Source organism: Novosphingobium sp. AAP1 (assembly GCF_001295765.1).
Taxonomy (GTDB): Bacteria; Pseudomonadota; Alphaproteobacteria; order Sphingomonadales; family Sphingomonadaceae; genus Novosphingobium; species Novosphingobium capsulatum.
Genome location: NZ_LJHO01000004.1, coordinates 242,433 through 259,129, shown reverse-complemented (window position 1 = coordinate 259,129; position 16,697 = coordinate 242,433). Strand labels below are relative to the sequence as shown.

General features: G+C 66.8%; 18 protein-coding genes. 5 read left to right on the top strand and 13 right to left on the bottom strand.

Annotated features, from left to right (window positions below):
- Positions 1–53: 53 nt before the first annotated feature.
- From IP65_RS10890 to IP65_RS10880, 3 genes are all read left to right on the top strand, one after another.
- Positions 54–2,330: a TonB-dependent receptor gene (locus IP65_RS10890; RefSeq protein WP_054131729.1), complete on the top strand. Its 2,277-nt coding sequence runs from the start codon at positions 54–56 to the stop codon at positions 2,328–2,330.
- Positions 2,331–2,411: 81 nt separating this feature from the next.
- Entirely contained in the window at positions 2,412–3,272 is an 861-nt protein-coding gene (locus IP65_RS10885) for an alpha/beta hydrolase (protein WP_054131728.1), read from the top strand.
- 28 nt (positions 3,273–3,300) lie between these two features.
- A complete protein-coding gene (locus IP65_RS10880; protein WP_054131727.1) occupies positions 3,301–4,620 on the top strand; it encodes a family 1 glycosylhydrolase in 1,320 nt (439 codons plus the stop codon).
- Here the strand turns inward: IP65_RS10880 and IP65_RS10875 are convergent, their stop codons facing one another.
- Positions 4,621–5,079, bottom strand: a complete 459-nt coding sequence (locus IP65_RS10875; RefSeq protein ID WP_022676717.1) for a nucleoside deaminase — start codon at positions 5,077–5,079, stop codon at positions 4,621–4,623.
- Between the two features lie 132 nt (positions 5,080–5,211).
- Here IP65_RS10875 and rpmB point away from each other — a divergent pair, with 132 nt between their 5' ends.
- Positions 5,212–5,502, top strand: a complete 291-nt coding sequence (gene rpmB / locus IP65_RS10870) for a 50S ribosomal protein L28 (RefSeq protein ID WP_022676718.1) — start codon at positions 5,212–5,214, stop codon at positions 5,500–5,502.
- Between the two features lie 96 nt (positions 5,503–5,598).
- On the opposite strand, the gene IP65_RS10865 is transcribed toward rpmB, so the two are convergent.
- From IP65_RS10865 to IP65_RS10850, 4 genes are all read right to left on the bottom strand, one after another.
- A complete protein-coding gene (locus tag IP65_RS10865) occupies positions 5,599–6,585 on the bottom strand; it encodes an esterase-like activity of phytase family protein (protein WP_054131726.1) in 987 nt (328 codons plus the stop codon).
- A gap of 49 nt (positions 6,586–6,634) precedes the next feature.
- Entirely contained in the window at positions 6,635–7,156 is a 522-nt protein-coding gene (msrB, locus tag IP65_RS10860) for a peptide-methionine (R)-S-oxide reductase MsrB (RefSeq protein ID WP_022676720.1), read from the bottom strand.
- A 99-nt stretch (positions 7,157–7,255) separates the two neighbouring features.
- Complete coding sequence (locus tag IP65_RS10855) at positions 7,256–8,548, bottom strand: ABC transporter permease (protein ID WP_054131725.1); 1,293 nt, start codon at positions 8,546–8,548, stop codon at positions 7,256–7,258.
- Positions 8,545–9,504, bottom strand: a complete 960-nt coding sequence (locus IP65_RS10850; RefSeq protein WP_054131861.1) for an ABC transporter ATP-binding protein — start codon at positions 9,502–9,504, stop codon at positions 8,545–8,547. The genes IP65_RS10855 and IP65_RS10850 overlap by 4 nt, the downstream gene beginning before the upstream one ends.
- Before the next feature lie 61 nt (positions 9,505–9,565).
- Here IP65_RS10850 and queG point away from each other — a divergent pair, with 61 nt between their 5' ends.
- Positions 9,566–10,615, top strand: coding sequence for a tRNA epoxyqueuosine(34) reductase QueG (gene queG, locus IP65_RS10845; RefSeq protein ID WP_369801277.1), 1,050 nt, complete (start codon positions 9,566–9,568; stop codon positions 10,613–10,615).
- Between the two features lie 16 nt (positions 10,616–10,631).
- Here the strand turns inward: queG and IP65_RS10840 are convergent, their stop codons facing one another.
- The 8 genes from IP65_RS10840 to IP65_RS10805 are packed head-to-tail and all read right to left on the bottom strand — an operon-like array spanning position 10,632 to position 16,543.
- The gene (locus IP65_RS10840; protein ID WP_054131724.1) at positions 10,632–10,994 is read right to left on the bottom strand and encodes an iron-sulfur cluster assembly accessory protein; all 363 of its coding nucleotides are present in this window, start codon (positions 10,992–10,994) and stop codon (positions 10,632–10,634) included.
- Between the two features lie 3 nt (positions 10,995–10,997).
- Complete coding sequence (locus tag IP65_RS10835) at positions 10,998–11,495, bottom strand: SUF system Fe-S cluster assembly protein (RefSeq protein WP_022676725.1); 498 nt, start codon at positions 11,493–11,495, stop codon at positions 10,998–11,000.
- Entirely contained in the window at positions 11,492–12,712 is a 1,221-nt protein-coding gene (locus tag IP65_RS10830) for a cysteine desulfurase (protein ID WP_054131723.1), read from the bottom strand. The genes IP65_RS10835 and IP65_RS10830 overlap by 4 nt, the downstream gene beginning before the upstream one ends.
- Positions 12,709–13,446 (bottom strand): SufD family Fe-S cluster assembly protein, encoded by a 738-nt coding sequence (locus IP65_RS10825; protein WP_054131722.1) that lies wholly within the window; start codon positions 13,444–13,446, stop codon positions 12,709–12,711. Before IP65_RS10825 ends, IP65_RS10830 begins: the two co-directional genes overlap by 4 nt.
- Entirely contained in the window at positions 13,443–14,183 is a 741-nt protein-coding gene (sufC, locus tag IP65_RS10820) for a Fe-S cluster assembly ATPase SufC (RefSeq protein WP_054131721.1), read from the bottom strand. Before sufC ends, IP65_RS10825 begins: the two co-directional genes overlap by 4 nt.
- Positions 14,167–14,559 (bottom strand): hypothetical protein, encoded by a 393-nt coding sequence (locus tag IP65_RS10815; protein ID WP_022676728.1) that lies wholly within the window; start codon positions 14,557–14,559, stop codon positions 14,167–14,169. Before IP65_RS10815 ends, sufC begins: the two co-directional genes overlap by 17 nt.
- Entirely contained in the window at positions 14,556–16,049 is a 1,494-nt protein-coding gene (sufB, locus tag IP65_RS10810) for a Fe-S cluster assembly protein SufB (RefSeq protein ID WP_022676729.1), read from the bottom strand. Before sufB ends, IP65_RS10815 begins: the two co-directional genes overlap by 4 nt.
- Entirely contained in the window at positions 16,046–16,543 is a 498-nt protein-coding gene (locus tag IP65_RS10805; protein WP_054131720.1) for an Rrf2 family transcriptional regulator, read from the bottom strand. Before IP65_RS10805 ends, sufB begins: the two co-directional genes overlap by 4 nt.
- Positions 16,544–16,697: the final 154 nt, after the last annotated feature.

The window sequence follows — 16,697 nt, the reverse complement described above, 5'->3', positions numbered from 1 at the left end:
CATAACGGCGGGCGCGGACCGATAAACGCACGATTTTTGGGGAGAGAACCATCATGATCTGCCACACCCGCGCCGCGCTGCTTGCCGGTCTTTCGCTTTCCGTCCTGGCCACGCCAGCCCTGTCGCCATCAGTCCTGGCCCAAACCGCGCCGCAGGCTGCCGACAACGGCCCCGATGCCGGCATCATCGTGACCGCGCAGCGCCGCGCCGAAAAGGTGACCGAGGTTCCGATCTCAATCACTGTCGCTGGCGCCGACCAGCTGGAACGCCAGCAGGTCAACACCGTCAACGATCTCAACCGCATTGCCCCAAGCCTGGAAATCCAGTCGGCCCCCGGCCAGAACACCGGCGGCGGCGGCGCGATCCGTGGCATCGGCACGCAGACCTTCTCGGCCGGCGCCGTGGCCTCGGTGGGCGTGGTGGTTGACCAGGTCAGCCAGGGCAACGCCAACATTTCCGACCTGTTCGACGTGGCGCGGATCGAAGTGCTCAAGGGCCCGCAGGGCACCCTGTTCGGCCTCACCACCTCGGCCGGGGTGATCAACATCACCACCAACAAGCCCGAATTCGACAAGGTATCGGTGCGCGTGCGCAGCGAGCTTTCTGCCGCCGGCTTTGCCGGTTCCAAGTCTGGCAACCAGATCCTGCAGGGCGTGGCCAACGTGCCGATCGCCAGCAATGCCGCGATCCGCGTGGCCGCCTATGGCAACATGCGCCAGGGGCCGGACTACAACGTGACCACCGGCCAGTATGACAAGAACGAAACCATGGGCGGCCGCGCGCGCCTGCTGTGGGAGCCGACCGACAAGCTGACGGTCAACCTGATCGGTGACTATACCGACACCCGCACCACCAACGGCGGCAACTTCTTCACATTCGTGAAGACCAGCGGCGCTGGCATCCTGCCGCTGCCCACGCCCTTCCCGATCCCCGACAACGTCACCGCCAACCTGGCAAGCTGCGGCGTGACGGCGGGCGAAGGCAACCGCAACTATTGCACCAGCGAGCAGTACACCGACCGCATCAAGACCGGCGGCGCCTCGCTCCAGCTGGATTACCAGTTCGCGCCCTTCACGCTCACCTCGATCACCGCCTACCGCAGTACCCATGAAAAGGGCTATGGCGCGGCATCCAACGTGTTCCGCGCCGATCCGCTGGAACTGCAGGTGCACAATTCGCCGGTCGATCGCCCGATCGACCTGTTCACCCAGGAAGTGCGACTGTCGTCGCCGGCCAACCAGACCGTGGAATACACGTTGGGCGGGTTCTATTCGCGCCAGGTGATGACGCGCACGCCCGAAACCGTGTCGGTCGCCATCCACCCGGCACCGGGCGTCTACATCCCGGCCTTCTCCAGCACGGTGAACGCCTATCGCGTGGTCGACGAATCGATCGCCGCGTTCGGGCAGATGACGATCCACGCCGGCGACAAGCTGCGCCTGATCGCGGGCGGCCGCTATACTGATGATGTGCTCTCGCTCGGCATGCAGAACGCGGCCGGCACGGCGCTGGACAGCTTTACCCGCCTGCACGTCGGCAAGGTTTCGTGGAAGGGTGGCCTGCAGTATGACGTCGATCCGCGCACGATGGCCTATGCCACCGTGGCACGCGGCTTCAAGGGTGGCCAGATCGCCACGCCGTCGGGCGCAGCGCCCTATGTCGTCCTGCCCGAAGTGCCGACCTCGTACGAAGTGGGCTTCAAGACCACGCTGCTGCGCAGCTGGGTGCTCGATGCCAACCTGTTCTACCAGAAGATCGAGAACTTCCAGGCGCAGCAGTGCACGGTCGACCAGAACGCGGTGATCTCGTGCGTGCAGACCAACATCAACGGGGTCAAGTCGCGCGGGGCGGAAATCAACCTGTTCGGCAAGGTGACGCGCAATCTCTCGCTCAACACCGGGTTCATCTATGCCAAGGCCACCTATCCCAAGGGCTTCCTCGGCACCGATGGCAGCGATATCGGCAATACCCAGCTGGCTTATGCGCCGAAGTACAAGTTCACCGTCTCGGGTGAATATGCCCATGACCTGGGCGAAAACCTCAAGGGCTTCCTCGCGGCCGACGCGGTGTGGAAATCGCGCATCCGCTATGAAGCCAATTCGGTGGCCGATACCACGTTCCGTCCGCACTGGACGGTGGGTGGCCGCATCGGCGTGCGCACGGCCGATGAGCGCTTCACCCTGGCCGTATTTGCCCGCAACCTGTTCAACGTGAACGAGCCCTCGCTCTATCAGTCAAGCTTCCCCTATGGCGGTGCGGCCAACATCGGCGCCATCTATGGCCCGCAGTCGTTCCGCACCGTGGGTCTGTCGCTCGACGGCAAGTTCTGATCCGATACCCGCCGCCCCTGTCTCACGATGGGGGCGGCCAACACGTTCTCAGGCGATCCGCTCCCTTGAAGGAAAGCATCGATGCCGTTTGACGCCACCCGCGCCGCAATCGCCGCCATGGGCACCACGCTGACGCCCGATCTGCTAGGCCAGGTGCGCGCCCTGTTCGATGCCGAGCAGGCGGCGCTGACCCAAGCGGTTCCGGCTGCGGCGGTGGACCTCGCCTATGGTCCCCACGAACGCCACCGGCTCGATCTCTATGGCACGCCTGGCGATGCGCCCAAGCCGGTGCTGGTCTTCGTGCACGGCGGCGGCTTCCTGCGCGGCGACAAGGGTGGCAGCGAGGCAGAAACCTGGCCCAACGCTGCGGTGGGCCGCATGGCGGCGCAGGCCGGCATGATCGGCGCGGTGATCAACTATCGCCTGGCGCCCGATCACATGTGGCCCGCCGGATCGCAAGACGTGCTGGCCGCGCTCGACTGGCTGGTGGCGCATGTCGCCGATCATGGCGGCGATCCGCAGCGCATCGTGCTGGTGGGCACGTCTGCCGGCGCCGTGCATGTGGCCGGCGCGATCCGCCTGCGTCCCGATCTGGCGGCGCGCGGCGCGGTGCTGCTGTCGGGCCTCTATGGCCACACCCCGCTCGATGAACGCGACCAGCTCTATTACGGCAACGCGCAGGACTATGCCGGGCGTGCCCCGCGCGAGGCGATGGCCGCAACCACGCTGCCGCTGCTGGTAGCGATTGCCGAATTCGATCCGCCGCGCTTCCAGGCAGAGTTCCTGGGCCTGATGGCCGATCGGCTGGCGCGCCACGGCACCATGCCGCGTGGATACATCGCATCGGGCCACAATCACTATTCAATGGCCATGCACCTGGGCACGTCAGACCGCCGCCTGGCGGATGAGATCATCGCCTTCGTGCACGCCATCTGCGCCTGACATTTCGATCTACCTGAAAGGCAGTTCCATGCTCGATCGCCGTACCATGCTCGCGGCCGGCGCCGCGCTGGCCGCGAGTGCCACGCCCGCCCTGGCCAAGGCCGCCAAGGCCGCCGTTTCGTCGCAGTTTCCCCAGGGCTTCCTGTGGGGCGCATCCACTGCCCCGCACCAGATCGAAGGGAACAATACCAGCAGCGACCTGTGGTTTCTGGAAAACCAGCAGCCCACGGTCTTTGCCGCGCCATCGGGCGATGCCGCCAACAGTTTCCTGCTGTGGGAACAGGATCTCGACCTGGCCAAGGCGATCGGCCTCAATACCTATCGCTTTGGCATCGAATGGGCGCGGATCGAGCCGGAAAAGGGCCTGTTTTCGCAGGCGATGCTCGATCACTATGCCCGCGTGATCGATGGCTGCCGCGCCCGTGGCCTGGCGCCGGTCGTCACGTTCAGCCACTTTACCGCGCCGCGCTGGTTTTCCGCGCAGGGCGGCTGGGCCAACCCGGAAAGCGCCGCGCTGTTTGCCCGCTTTGCCGACAAGGCCACGCGCCACTTTGGCGATCGCATCCATGCCGCGATCACTTTCAACGAGCCCAATATCCTGTTGCTGCTGCAAAATGCCAATGTGCCGCCAGAACTGTGGGCGATCCAGAAGCTGACGCTGGAAACCGCGGCCAAGCGGCTGGGCGTGCCGCGCTTCCTCTGCGCCAATGTGGCCGGCCTGGCCGATCTGCCCGATCTGCAGGCTGGCCTGCTGGCCGCGCACAAGGCGGGCAAGGCAGCGATCAAGGCTGCCGCGCCGCGCCTGCCGGTGGGGCTTTCGCTGGCGATGATGGACGATCAGGCGGTGGGCAAGGGCTCGCTGCGCGATGCCAAGCGCCAGCAGATGTACGGCACCTGGCTCGACGTGGCCAAGGCCGACGATTTCCTGGGCGTGCAGAACTATGAACGCGCGCTGTGGGGGCCGCAGGGCCGCCTGCCGGCACCGGCCGATGCGGTACGCAACTGGTCAGGCAGCGAAGTCTGGGCGCCGTCCCTGGCGGGCGCGGTTCGCTATGCCCACCAGGCCACCGGCGTGCCGATCCTGGTATCGGAACATGGCGTGGGCACCGATGACGATACCATCCGCGCCGCCTTCATCCCGGCCGCGCTCACCCACTTGAAGGCCGCGATCGACGATGGCGTGCCGGTGCTGGGCTATTGCCACTGGAGCCTGATCGACAATTTCGAATGGGTCTTTGGCTACAAGCCCAGGTTCGGCCTGGCCAGCTATGATCCGGTCACCTTTGCCCGCACGGCCAAGCCCAGTGCCGCCGTGCTGGGCGCGATCGCCCGCGCCAACCGGGTCTGATCACCCCCGGCGGGCGCGGAAGAAGTCGCGCAGCAGCGCGGCGCTTTCCGCCTCGCCCAGGCCGGCATAGACTTCGGGGCGGTGGAGGCAGGTGGGCTGGTCGAACAGGCGCCCACCGTGTTCCACCGCGCCGCCCTTGGGATCGGGCGCGGCGTAATAGACCCGCGCCAGCCGGGCGTGGGCAATCGCCCCGGCACACATCGGGCAGGGTTCCAGCGTGACCCACAGGTCGCAGCCCTCCAGCCGTTCCTGGCCCAGGGCAGCCGCCGCGGCGCGAATCGCCAGCACTTCGGCATGGGCGGTGGGATCGCACAGCCCACGCGGCCGGTTGTGCGCGGCGGCAATCACCTGCCCCCCCTTGACGATCACCGCGCCGATCGGCACTTCGCCCGCAGCAGCGGCGTCATGCGCCTGTTGCAGCGCCAGTTTCATCGGTTCGGGCAGGGGCCAGCGGGTCATTGTTCCTGCGGGTAACACAGAATCGGCAGGCAGCAAGGCATTCGGGCAAGCGAATCCTTGACTTCCCCGGTTGATTCGATCATGGCGCCACCTTCCAGATAGATCATCAGAACACGAAGCGAGTTTTTAGCCATGTCGCGCATTTGCGAACTGACCGGTAAGGGCCGCCAGATCGGTCACAACGTGAGCCACGCCAACAACAAGACCAAGCGCGTGTTCCTCCCCAACCTGCAGAACGTCACCCTGATGTCGGAGAAGCTCGATCGCAGCTTCAAGTTCCGCGTCTCGACGCACGGCCTGCGCTCGGTGGAGCACAACGGCGGTCTCGACAACTGGCTGCTCAAGCAGGACAACACCAAGCTCAGCACGCGCGCCCTCAAGGTCAAGCGTGAACTGGTCAAGGCTGTCGCCACCGCCGCCTGAACGGCTGCGGCACGCTGATGCCTACAAAGAGGCCGGGGTTCTCCCCCGGCCTTTTTTGTTGCCTGCCGTCGCCGCGCACGCTGCGTACCTGGCGGATCAGACGCCGCGCGCCAGCCGCAGTTTGAGCAGCAGCGTGCGTTGCAGCCAGACCATCTCGTTGCTGTCGGAAATCAGCCAGATCGCGGTGCTGCCATCGGCCTCGGGCGTGGCGACCATGCCTTCATAGTTGTCGCGGATGCGCGGATCGGCGATCCAGGCGATCGGGCGCGGCTCCACCTGCGCACCGGGGCGAATCGCCGCCGGATCGTCAATCATGGTGACCACGGTGCGAAACCCGCCCAGCGTGAACTTGCGCCCCAGCACCAGCAGGCGGCCATCGGGCGCCTGGGCCAGTTCCACCGGGCGATAGCCTTCGGGCATGACCAGCTCGAACCGCGCCGGCGCCTGGCCACCACGCGGCAGGCTTGGCCAGATCAGGCCAGGATGGCGGCGGCGCGACCACCAGTGGGCAAAGACTTCGCCGATTACCACGGTGCGCCCGTCGGCCAGCTGGCGCATCGCCTCTGGCCCCTGGTTGTTGGGCCATTCCAGCAGCACGGGCGCGGCGATCGGGCGATCGCGGCTGAAATCCGGGCTGAACAGGTGAAACGCGCCCGCCCCTTCATAGCCGATCAGCACCCGGCCATTGCGCGGATCGACCGAGACCGATTCGCTGTCGGTGTCGATTTCCTGGCCCGACCATGCCGGATGAATGGTTTCGCGCTGCCAGGTGCGCCAGGGCAGCGGCTGATCGGGCCGGGTGAACACCATCACCGCATTGCGATCGCTCACCGCCAGCAGATCATGCGTGTTGCGCACCGCCAGTGCCGAAAAATTGCCGAATTCGCGATCGGGGCTGGTCAGTTGCCAGGCCCCCACCAGCGTCAGGGCGCCATAGCGCGGCAGCGCGCCACCGGCACGCAGGCCAGGCAGCAGATCGTGATAGAACACCCGGTCGTCGGGATTGGGCGGGGGAAACGGCTGGCGCACATAGATCGTGGGCACCAGGGCCAGCACGAGCAGGAAAAGGGCGATACGGCGCATCGCCTGTGGCCTTGGCACGGATGGCCGGGGCGGGAAAGCCCTGCGGCGCTCAGGCCGGCAGGAAAATCATGCCCTTGCCGTTCATGCAATAGCGCTTGCCCGTGGGCGGCGGGCCATCGTCGAAGACATGGCCAAGATGCCCGCCACAGCGGCGGCAATAGACCTCGGTGCGGTCCATGCCGAACGAGCTATCGCTGCGCAGGCCCACCGCATTGGGCAGGGGTTTCCAGAAGCTGGGCCAGCCCGTGCCGCTGTCAAACTTGGTGGTTGAGGAAAACAGCAGCTGGCGATCAGCGGCGCAGGCAAATGTGCCCTTGCGATGCTCGTTCAGCAGGGGTGAGCTGAACGGACGCTCGGTGCCCGCCTCGCGCAGGATGAAGAACTGTTCGGGGGTGAGCAGGCGGCGCCATTCCGCCTCGCTGTGCTGCACCGGAAAGACTTCCTTGGGGGCAGCCGGGCGGGCGCGGCAGGCGCTGGCCATGGGCAAGGCAAGCCCGGCGCCCAGCCAGCCCAACAGGCGGCGGCGCGACGGATGGGCGGAAGGGGGGGCTGAGCCGTTCGTCATCACCATGAACGCCTTGTCGGGCTGGCAGGCAGCCGGGGCAAGATGGCCTCGCGGGCAGGGCGGGGGGGCGTGCCATGATGGCAACCTGCCCGCGAGACCTGATCGTTATGCTTCACCCTGGCTGAACCGATCCTGAGCGGTGCGGTCAGGCTTCAGCAAGCCAAGCAGCCCGCCCTTGCGCACCTTGCGCCCCCTGGCCGGGCCAGACTTCATCACGGTGCGGCGGAACAGCTGTGCGCCGGTGCGCACGATCAGCATCACGCACAATGCCTGCCAGCCCAGCGCCAGCAGGTGCGGCCAAATCACCGGATCGCGCGCGGCGCGCGCCAGCATGGCAAAGGGCGAGGACAGCGGAAACACCCGCGCCGCCCAATCCACCCAGCTGCCCGGCCGCGCCAGGGCATAGCTGGCAAAGAAGAACACCATCAGCTGCAGCATGGTGACCGGCATCGACAGCGTCTGCACCTCGCGCACGGTGGTGGCCATGCCGCCGATCGACAGGAACAGCGAACCCAGCAACAGGTAGGCCATGGCGAAATAGAGGAAGCCCAGCAGGATGAACACCGGCCAACCCACCGCCGGCGCGGCCAGCAGCGGCAGCGATTTCATGCCCATGACCATCAGCCCGCCCCAGGCCGCGCCCCACACCGCCATACCCACCAGGCTCACGCCGAGCATGGCAAAGAGCTTGCCCAGGAACAGGGCGTCCATGGGAATGGAGGCGGCCAAGACCTCGATGATCTTGTTGGCCTTTTCCTCCACCAGGTTGGACAGCACCATGCCCGCCAGCAGCATGGTGAGCAGGAACAGCGCCACTTGCCCGGCTTGCGCGGTGCTGACTTGGCCGGTCTGTACCGAGGCGGCGCTGCTGGCCACCTCGTCCACCGCCACGGGTGGCAGGGCGGCCGGCGCCACGCTTTGCGCATGGGCGGCAAACAGCGCGATCATGCCCTGCCACATCCGCGCCCGCTCGGGCGTGGCGGTCAACACCGGATGGGCCAGGCTGCCCGAAACCACGGCGGCAAGCTGGCCGACCGGCTTGCCATGCTCGGTAGCACCAGCGCGATGGGCACCGGTCAGCGCGGCCCGCGCATCATAGGTGCGCCCGCCCCATGGCGCATCGAGCACCACGAAATCGGGCACATCGCCCGGCATGGCATCGGCCAGGGCATGGTGGGCGTCGATCATCCGCGCCGCCTCGTCTGCCGGCAGGGCAATGCCGATCTGCGGGTTGTCCAGATCGCGCTGCACCTTGGCGCCGATCGCGCCGGCCATGCCGCCCACGATGATCGGAAACAGCGGCCCGAGCAGGAAGAAGACAAAGCTCTTGGAAAAGATCACCGCCACGAAATCGCGGCGGGCGATCACCCAGGCGGCGCGCAGTTTCTCGGGAATCATGCCGCCTTCTCCTGGCCAGCTGCGTTTTCTTCCAGCGCGCGCGCCGCCGCTTCTCCGGCGATGGCCACGAACGCGTCGTGCAGGCCGGGCCGCTCGATCGACAGCGAAAGAATGCCTGCGTCCCCTTCGATCAGGGCGCGCAACAGGGGTTCAACCCCGCTTTCGGGCAGGGTGAAATGCCAGAAGGCGCCCTCGCCCCGCGCATCGGCCGGCAGCGCCGCCCGCCAGGCGCCATCACGCGCGCGGGTTTCCAGCCGCACCTGCGGGCGCAACCGGTCGCGCGCATCGTCGACCAGCCCGGCAAACGGCACCTTGCCCCCGGCGATGATCGCCACCTGGTCGCACAGGCGTTCGGCATGGGCGATGACATGGGTGGAAAAGATCACCGTGGTGCCGCCCTGCGCCAGGGCGCGGATCATCTTTTCCAGCCTGCCCTGGTTGAGCGCGTCGAGCCCTGAAAACGGTTCATCGAACACCACCAGCTCAGGCTGATGAACCAGCGTGCCGAGCAGTTGCACCTGCTGCGCCATGCCCTTGGACAGCTGGCGGATCTGGCGATCGGCGGCATAGCCCAGGCCATGCTCTTCCAGCAGTTCGCGCGCCCGCGCCCGCCCGGTCTTGAGCGGCACCCCGCGCAGCGCGGCCAGAAAGGCGATCGCCTCGGTCGCTTTCATCGCCGGATAGAGCCCGCGCTCTTCGGGCAGATAGCCGATTCGCCGCGCCACGTCGGTCGGGCGTTCATGGCCTAGCACCCGGCGCATGCCCGCATCGGGATCGATAATGCCCAGCAGCATGCGAAGCGTGGTGGTCTTGCCCGCGCCGTTGGGGCCAAGAATGCCATAGATCGCGCCGCGTGGCACGCGGATGTCCACCCCGTCCACGGCGGTGAAGCCATCGAACCGCTTGATCAGGCCACGCGCCTCGATCGCCCAATCGCCGTCTTGCCCAATCGTCATCGCCACGCCATGCCCCTTTTGATTGGTCCACATAGCCCCATGAACGCAAGAGACGGAAGACTTGGTTAAAACCCCGCCTGCCCCCCTGGAACAGCGCCTGCGCGAAGAGGCGCTGCGCCTGGGCTTTGCCACTTGCGGCATTGCCCCGGCCACAGACGATCCGCAGCGCAGCGCGCACCTGCACCAGTGGCTGGACGATGGGCGCCATGGCAGCATGGAATGGATGGAAACCCGCAAGGAACAGCGCCAGGGGCCGCAATCACTGTGGCCGCAGGCGCAAAGCGTGATCGCCCTGGGCATGAGCTATGCTCCCACGCACGATCCACTGGCCCTGGCCGATGTGCCCGATCGCGGCCGGATTTCCGTCTATGCCCAGGGCGTGGATTATCACGACGTGATCAAGCGCGCGCTCAAGGCGCTGGCCCGCTGGCTGGTGGCGACCGAGCCGGGCGCCGAGGTCAAGGTCTTTGTCGATACCGCGCCCGTCATGGAAAAGCCGCTTGGCCAGGCCGCCGGGCTGGGCTGGCAGGGCAAGCACACCAACCTGGTCAGCCGCCGCCACGGTTCATGGCTGTTCCTGGGCGCGATCTATACCACGCTGCGCCTCACGCCCGATGCGCCCCACGCCGATCGCTGCGGCAGTTGCACCGCCTGCCAGGATGCCTGCCCCACCGGCGCCTTTCCCGCGCCCTATCAGCTCGATGCGCGGGCGTGCGTGTCGTATCTCACCATCGAGCACAAGGGGCCGGTGGACGAACGCTATCGCGCCGCGCTGGGCAACCGCATCTATGGCTGTGATGATTGCCTGGCGGTGTGCCCGTGGAACCGCTTTGCCCAGGCCGCGGCCGACAACCGCGCGTTCCTGCCCCGCGCCGAACTGGTGGCGCCGCGCCTCGCGGAACTGCTGGCGCTGGATGACGCCACGTTCCGCCAGGTCTTTGCCGGCTCTCCGATCAAGCGGATCGGGCGGGATCGCATGGTGCGCAACTGTCTCTATGCCGCGGGCAACAGCGGCGACGCGGCACTGGTGGCGCCAGTGCGCGCGCTGCTGGATGATCCCGATCCGGCCGTGGCCGATGCCGCGCGCTGGGCCCTCGCGCGGCTGACTTAGATCAGGCTGCCCCAGATCAGATCGTGAAGCTCTCGCCGCAGCCGCAGGTGCCCTTGGCGTTGGGATTGGCAAAGACGAAGCCGGCCTGGAAATCGTCTTCCACCCAATCCATCGTGCTGCCGATCAGGTAGAGCACCGAGGCGCCATCGATGAACAAGGTGCCACCGGGCGTATCGATGCGCTCGTCCATCGGGTTGGCGGCGTTCACATAGTCCACCGAATAGGCGAGGCCCGAGCAGCCCCGGCGCGGGGTGGACAGCTTGACGCCAATGGCGTCGGCCGGCGCGCTGGCCATCAAGGTGGCGATGCGCGCATGGGCAGACTGGGTCAGATTGACCGCCGCAGGGCGCTGGCGGGTGCGGGTGGGGGCATCGGTCATGGCTTAGAGCATCCCGAGTTCGAGCTTGGCATCATCGCTCATCTTCTGCGGATCCCACGGCGGATCCCACACCAGGTTCACTTCGGCGTCGCGCACGCCGGGCACCGCGCTCACGCGCAGTTCCACTTCGCCGGGCATCGATTCGGCCACCGGGCAATGCGGCGTGGTCAGCGTCATGGTCACGGCCACGTGTCCGTCTTCGGCCACGTCGACGCCATAGATCAGCCCCAGGTCATAGATATTGACCGGGATTTCCGGGTCGAAGATGTCGCGCAGCGCGGCAACCACGCCTTCATAGATTTCGCCGCCCGGCTCGCCAGGGTTCACCCCTTGCGGCTTTTCCGCCAGGAAGCCCGACAGATAGTCGCGCTTGCGCTCGCCGGCCGTTTCAACCGGGGCAGCTTCTGGTGCCGGCTCGGGAATATCGTCCACATGGGCCCGGCGCGGCGGGTTCACCGCATCGACTTCCTCAACCGTGAAGCGGGGGGTATCGGCGCTCATCCGAAGATCCTCAAGGTTCGCGCAATGCCGCGCACGAGCGCTGCGACATCGCTTTCATCGTTATAGGCGCCAAAGCTGGCGCGGGCCGTGGCCGGCACGCCCAGATGCTCCATCAGCGGCTGGGCGCAGTGGTGTCCGGCGCGGATCGCCACGCCTTCCTCGTCCAATATGGTGCCAAGGTCGTGCGGATGCACCCCCTCGATCACGAAACTGACGATCCCGGCGGCATCATCCGGGCCAAACAGGCGCACGGCGTTGAATTCGCGCAGCGCCTCGCGCGCGGTGCGCACCAGGGCGGTTTCGTGGGCATGGATGGCATCAAGCCCCAGGCCCTGGACGAAATCGACCGCCACGCCCAGGCCGATCGCCTCGACGATGGCGGGGGTGCCCGCCTCGAACCGCTGCGGCGCGGGGGCAAAGGTAGTGCCGGCAAACGACACACGATCGATCATCGCCCCGCCGCCCTGCCAAGGCGGCATGGCATCGAGCAGCTCGGCCTTGGCATAGAGTGCGCCGATGCCGGTCGGGCCATAGAGCTTGTGCCCGGAAAAGACGTAGAAATCGACGTCGAGCGCCTTCACGTCCACTTTCAGGCGCGGCACTGCCTGGCAGCCGTCGATCAGGATCTTCGCGCCCACGCCATGGGCCAGCGCCACCGCGCGTGGCACATCGAGCACGCTGCCCAGCACGTTGGACACATGGCCCAGCGCCACCAGCTTGTGCGCGCCGGTCAGCATGCGTTCGGCCGCATCCAGATCGATCTGGCCATCGGCGGTCAGCGGGCAGACATCGATGGCAATGCCGGTGCGCTGCGCCAGCAATTGCCAGGGCACGATGTTGGAATGATGCTCCAGCATCGAGAGCAGCACGCGGTCCCCGGCCTTGAGATTGGCCAGGCCCCAGGTCTGCGCCACCAGGTTGATCGCCTCGGTCGCGCCGCGCGTGAACACGATCTCGCCCTCGTGCGCGCCGAGCATGCCCGCCACCTTGCGCCGTGCCGCTTCAAAGCCCAGCGTCATCTCGGCCGAGCGGGTATAGACCCCGCGATGCACCGTGGCATAGTCCACGCCGATGGCGCGGGTTACCGCATCGATCACCACCTGCGGCTTTTGCGCGGTGGCGCCGGTATCGAGATAGTGCCAGCGCGTGCCGTCAGGATTGGCGAGGCCCGGCCAATCGGACGCCTGCGTCAGCGTGGTGGCGGCAAGCGTGGTCATAGCAACCCTCCCAGCGCGGCGAGTGCGGCCTGCGTCAGCACGTCTTCCTCGGGCGCATCGACAAAGGCTTCGGCGATGAAGGCCTGCAGCATCAGCTTCTTGGCCTCTGCCGGCGGCAGCCCGCGCGATTGCAGGTAGAACAGGCCCTGCGCATCCAGTTCGCCCACGGCGCAGCCATGCGCGCACTTCACGTCGTCGGCATAGATTTCCAGTTCCGGCCGGGCATTGGCCGTGGCGGTGCGATCGAGCAGCATGGCGCGGATCGACTGTTCGCCATCGGTGCCGACCGCCCCACGATCAACCACCACGCGGCCGAGATAGGTCCCGGTCGCGTGGCCCGCCAGAACGGAGCGGACCACCTGGCTCGACACGGCGTCAGGCTCGGCGTGGACCACCTCGGTGACGATTTCGACCGTCTGGTTGCCGCCGCCCAGCTGCGCCGCGCCCAGGTGGAACCGCGCGCCCTTGGCCAGGCGCACTTTCACCGCGATGCGGCCATAGGCACTGCCGGCATTGAGCAGGCGCAGATCGTAGTGCGCGCCTTCGCCCAGGGTGATCACCAGATCGCGCGCCTCGGGCGCATCACCGGTCAGGACCACCGAAAGGCAGCCGCTGGCGCCCGCCGCCACGTCCACCGCCTGCGTCGGCAGCGGCCACAGCGTGGCCAGCGCGGCCAGATCGGCATAGCGGAACGCCTCGTCCGCCCGCGTTGGCACAAGCGTGGCGGTGGTCACGCCACCGCCTCGTAACCGTGCTGTTCCAGTTCCAGCGCGAGTTCGGCCCCGCCCGAGCGCACGATGCGACCGCCGGCCAGGACGTGGACGAAATCGGGCTTCACATAGTCGAGCAGGCGCTGATAGTGCGTGATCAGCAGCACGGCCTTGTCGGCCTTGCGCATGATCGCGTTGATGCCTTCGCCGCAGATGCGCAGCGCATCGATGTCCAGGCCCGAATCGGTTTCATCCAGGATCGCCAGCTTGGGATCGAGAATGCCCATCTGGACCATCTCGGCGCGCTTCTTCTCGCCGCCGGAAAAGCCCACGTTCACCGGGCGCTTGAGCATGTCCATGTCCATGCGCAGCAGGTCGGCCTTTTCGCGCGCCAGCTTGAGGAAGGCGCCGCCCGACAGCGGCTCTTCCCCACGCTGCTTGCGCTGCGCATTGAGCGCCTCGCGCAGGAACTGCACGTTGGAAACGCCGGGGATTTCCACCGGATATTGGAAGCCCAGGAACAGCCCGGCCGCGGCGCGCTCGTGCGGGTCCATGGCAAGCAGGTCCTGGCCCTCGAAATCCACGCTGCCGCCGGTCACGTCATAGCCGGGGCGGCCGCCCAGGGTATAGGCCAGCGTCGATTTGCCCGCGCCGTTGGGGCCCATGATCGCGTGGATCTCGCCCGCCTTGATGGTGAGCGAAAGCCCCTTGAGAATGGCCTTGCCGGCGATTTCGTTGGAGAGGTCACTTATCGTCAGCATTGCGTTTTCCGCTCGAGCAATTGGCTAGGAAGTCGGCGCGAACCTCGTCGAACAGGTCGCGCCACGATTTTTCGATGGCTTTCACGTCGTCCAGCTCCTTTTGCCGGGCGTCGATCTGGCCAAGGGCAGTGGCCGCCGTGGCCGCGCCGCTGGGGCTGGGCGTGCCAGCGATCTGCGCATCGAGCAGCGCGGCGCGTTCCTGCGCGATCGCGCGCTGCTCGGCATAGACGGCGGCGGCAAATTCGGTGCGGCGGTGCGGCTCGCCCGTCGCCATGGCGCGCATGGCCTGCTTGTCGCACTTCTGCACCGCTGCCAGCGCCGGGGCGCTGTCAGGCGCGGTGACCGTGGCCAGCGCCATGATCAGCAGCGCGCTCATCCCACGCTGCCTTCCAGGCTGATGCCCAGAAGCTTTTGCGCTTCCACGGCAAATTCCATCGGCAGCTGCTGCAGGACTTCCTTGGCAAAGCCGTTGACGATCAGCGCCACGGCCTGTTCCTGGTCCAGCCCGCGCTGCATCGCGTAGAACAGCTGGTCATCGCTGATCTTGCTGGTCGTCGCCTCGTGCTCGATCGTGGCCGAAGGGTTCTTCACCTCGATATAGGGCACGGTGTGCGCGCCGCATTCCGCGCCCAGCAGCAAGCTGTCGCACTGGGTGAAGTTGCGCACGCCCTCGGCCTGCGGCGCCACGCGCACCAACCCGCGATAGGTGTTGTTGGACTTGCCCGCGCTGATCCCCTTGGACACGATGGTCGAGCGGCTGCGCTTGCCGTTGTGGATCATCTTGGTGCCGGTATCGGCCTGCTGATAGTTGTTGGTGACGGCGACGGAATAGAATTCGCCGACCGAATCCTCACCGTTCAGCACGCAGCTGGGATACTTCCACGTGACGGCCGAGCCGGTTTCCACCTGGGTCCACGACACCTTGGACCGGGCGCCCTGGCACAGCGCGCGCTTGGTCACGAAGTTGTAGATGCCGCCCTTGCCTTGCGCGTCGCCGGGATACCAGTTCTGCACCGTGGAATACTTGATCTCGGCATCGTCGAGCGCGACGAGTTCGACCACGGCGGCATGGAGCTGGTTCTCGTCACGCTGCGGCGCGGTGCAGCCTTCCAGGTACGAGACATAGGCGCCCTTGTCGGCCACGATCAGGGTGCGTTCGAACTGGCCGGTATTTTCCGCATTGATGCGGAAATAGGTCGACAGCTCCATCGGGCAGCGCACGCCTTCGGGAATGTAGACAAAGGTGCCGTCGGAAAAGACCGCGCAGTTCAAGGCCGCGAAATAGTTGTCGTGCATCGGCACGACCTTGCCCAGCCAGCGCCGCACCAGATCGGGAAACTCGCGGATCGCCTCGCTGATCGAGCGGAAGATGACGCCGGCCGCTTCCAGTTCCTTGCGGAACGTGGTGGCCACCGAGACGCTGTCGAACACAGCGTCCACGGCGATCTTGCGCGCGCCTTCCACGCCGGCGAGCACTTCCTGCTCGGCCAGCGGGATGCCCAGCTTTTCATAGACGCGCAGGATTTCGGGATCGACCTCGTCCAGGGACTTGGGGCCATCCTTTTTCTTGGGCGCGGCCCAGTAATAGGCGTCCTGGTAATCGATCGGCGGAATGTTCAGCTTGGCCCAGTCGGGCATCGGCATGGTCAGCCAGTGGCGATAGGCCTTGAGCCGCCATTCCAGCATCCACTCCGGCTCGTCCTTCTTGGCCGAGATGAAGCGCACGGTGTCTTCCGACAGGCCCTTGGGGCCATATTCCTGCTCGATGTCCGAAGCCCAGCCGTGCTCGTATTCCGCCACGCGGGCGGCCGCGTCGCGCGCGGCCTGGTCCTTAACCGGCGTGTCGTTCAGGGTTTCTTCGGTCATGCGGGCAACTCGGCAGGAATGGGGGATGCGGCAGGCATCATGGCCGCCGCAGGGGTGGCCAGATGGCCGGTTTGGGCCGGGCGGGCAAGCTGCACCAGCGACACGCTTGAAAGCGCGGCGCGCAGCGCGGCATCCACCGCCGGCCAGTGCGGGCGCACCATGCAGGCGCCTTCCAGCGTGCAATCGCCGCGCCCATGCCCGCTGCACGCGGCCATGGCAATCGGCCCTTCGACCGCCTCGATCACATCGGCCAGGCTGATCGCCGCGGCCGGGCGCGCCAGCTTGAGCCCGCCGCGCGCGCCGCGCACCGATTTCAGCAGGCCGGCGGCCGACATCTTGCTGACCAGCTTCTGCACGGTGGGCGCGGGCAAGCCGGTTTCGGCAGCGAGCTGCTGGGCCGAGAGCAGGGGGCGATCGGCCGCGTGGCAGCCGCAATGGCGCGCGGCAGCGCACATCATAACAACGGCATAGTCAGCCATGCTCGACAATCGCATCGCACCTGCTCGCAACCGTGGGTGGGGTCGGCCCGATTCCGCCGTTTCGACAGGCGTGCGCAAATCAGACCGAATCGCTCCGGTTATCTAGGCGCGCCGCCCCGCGCTGGCAAGGGCACCTTGTCTATGCTGCATGGGCGAAAATCAGGCTGGG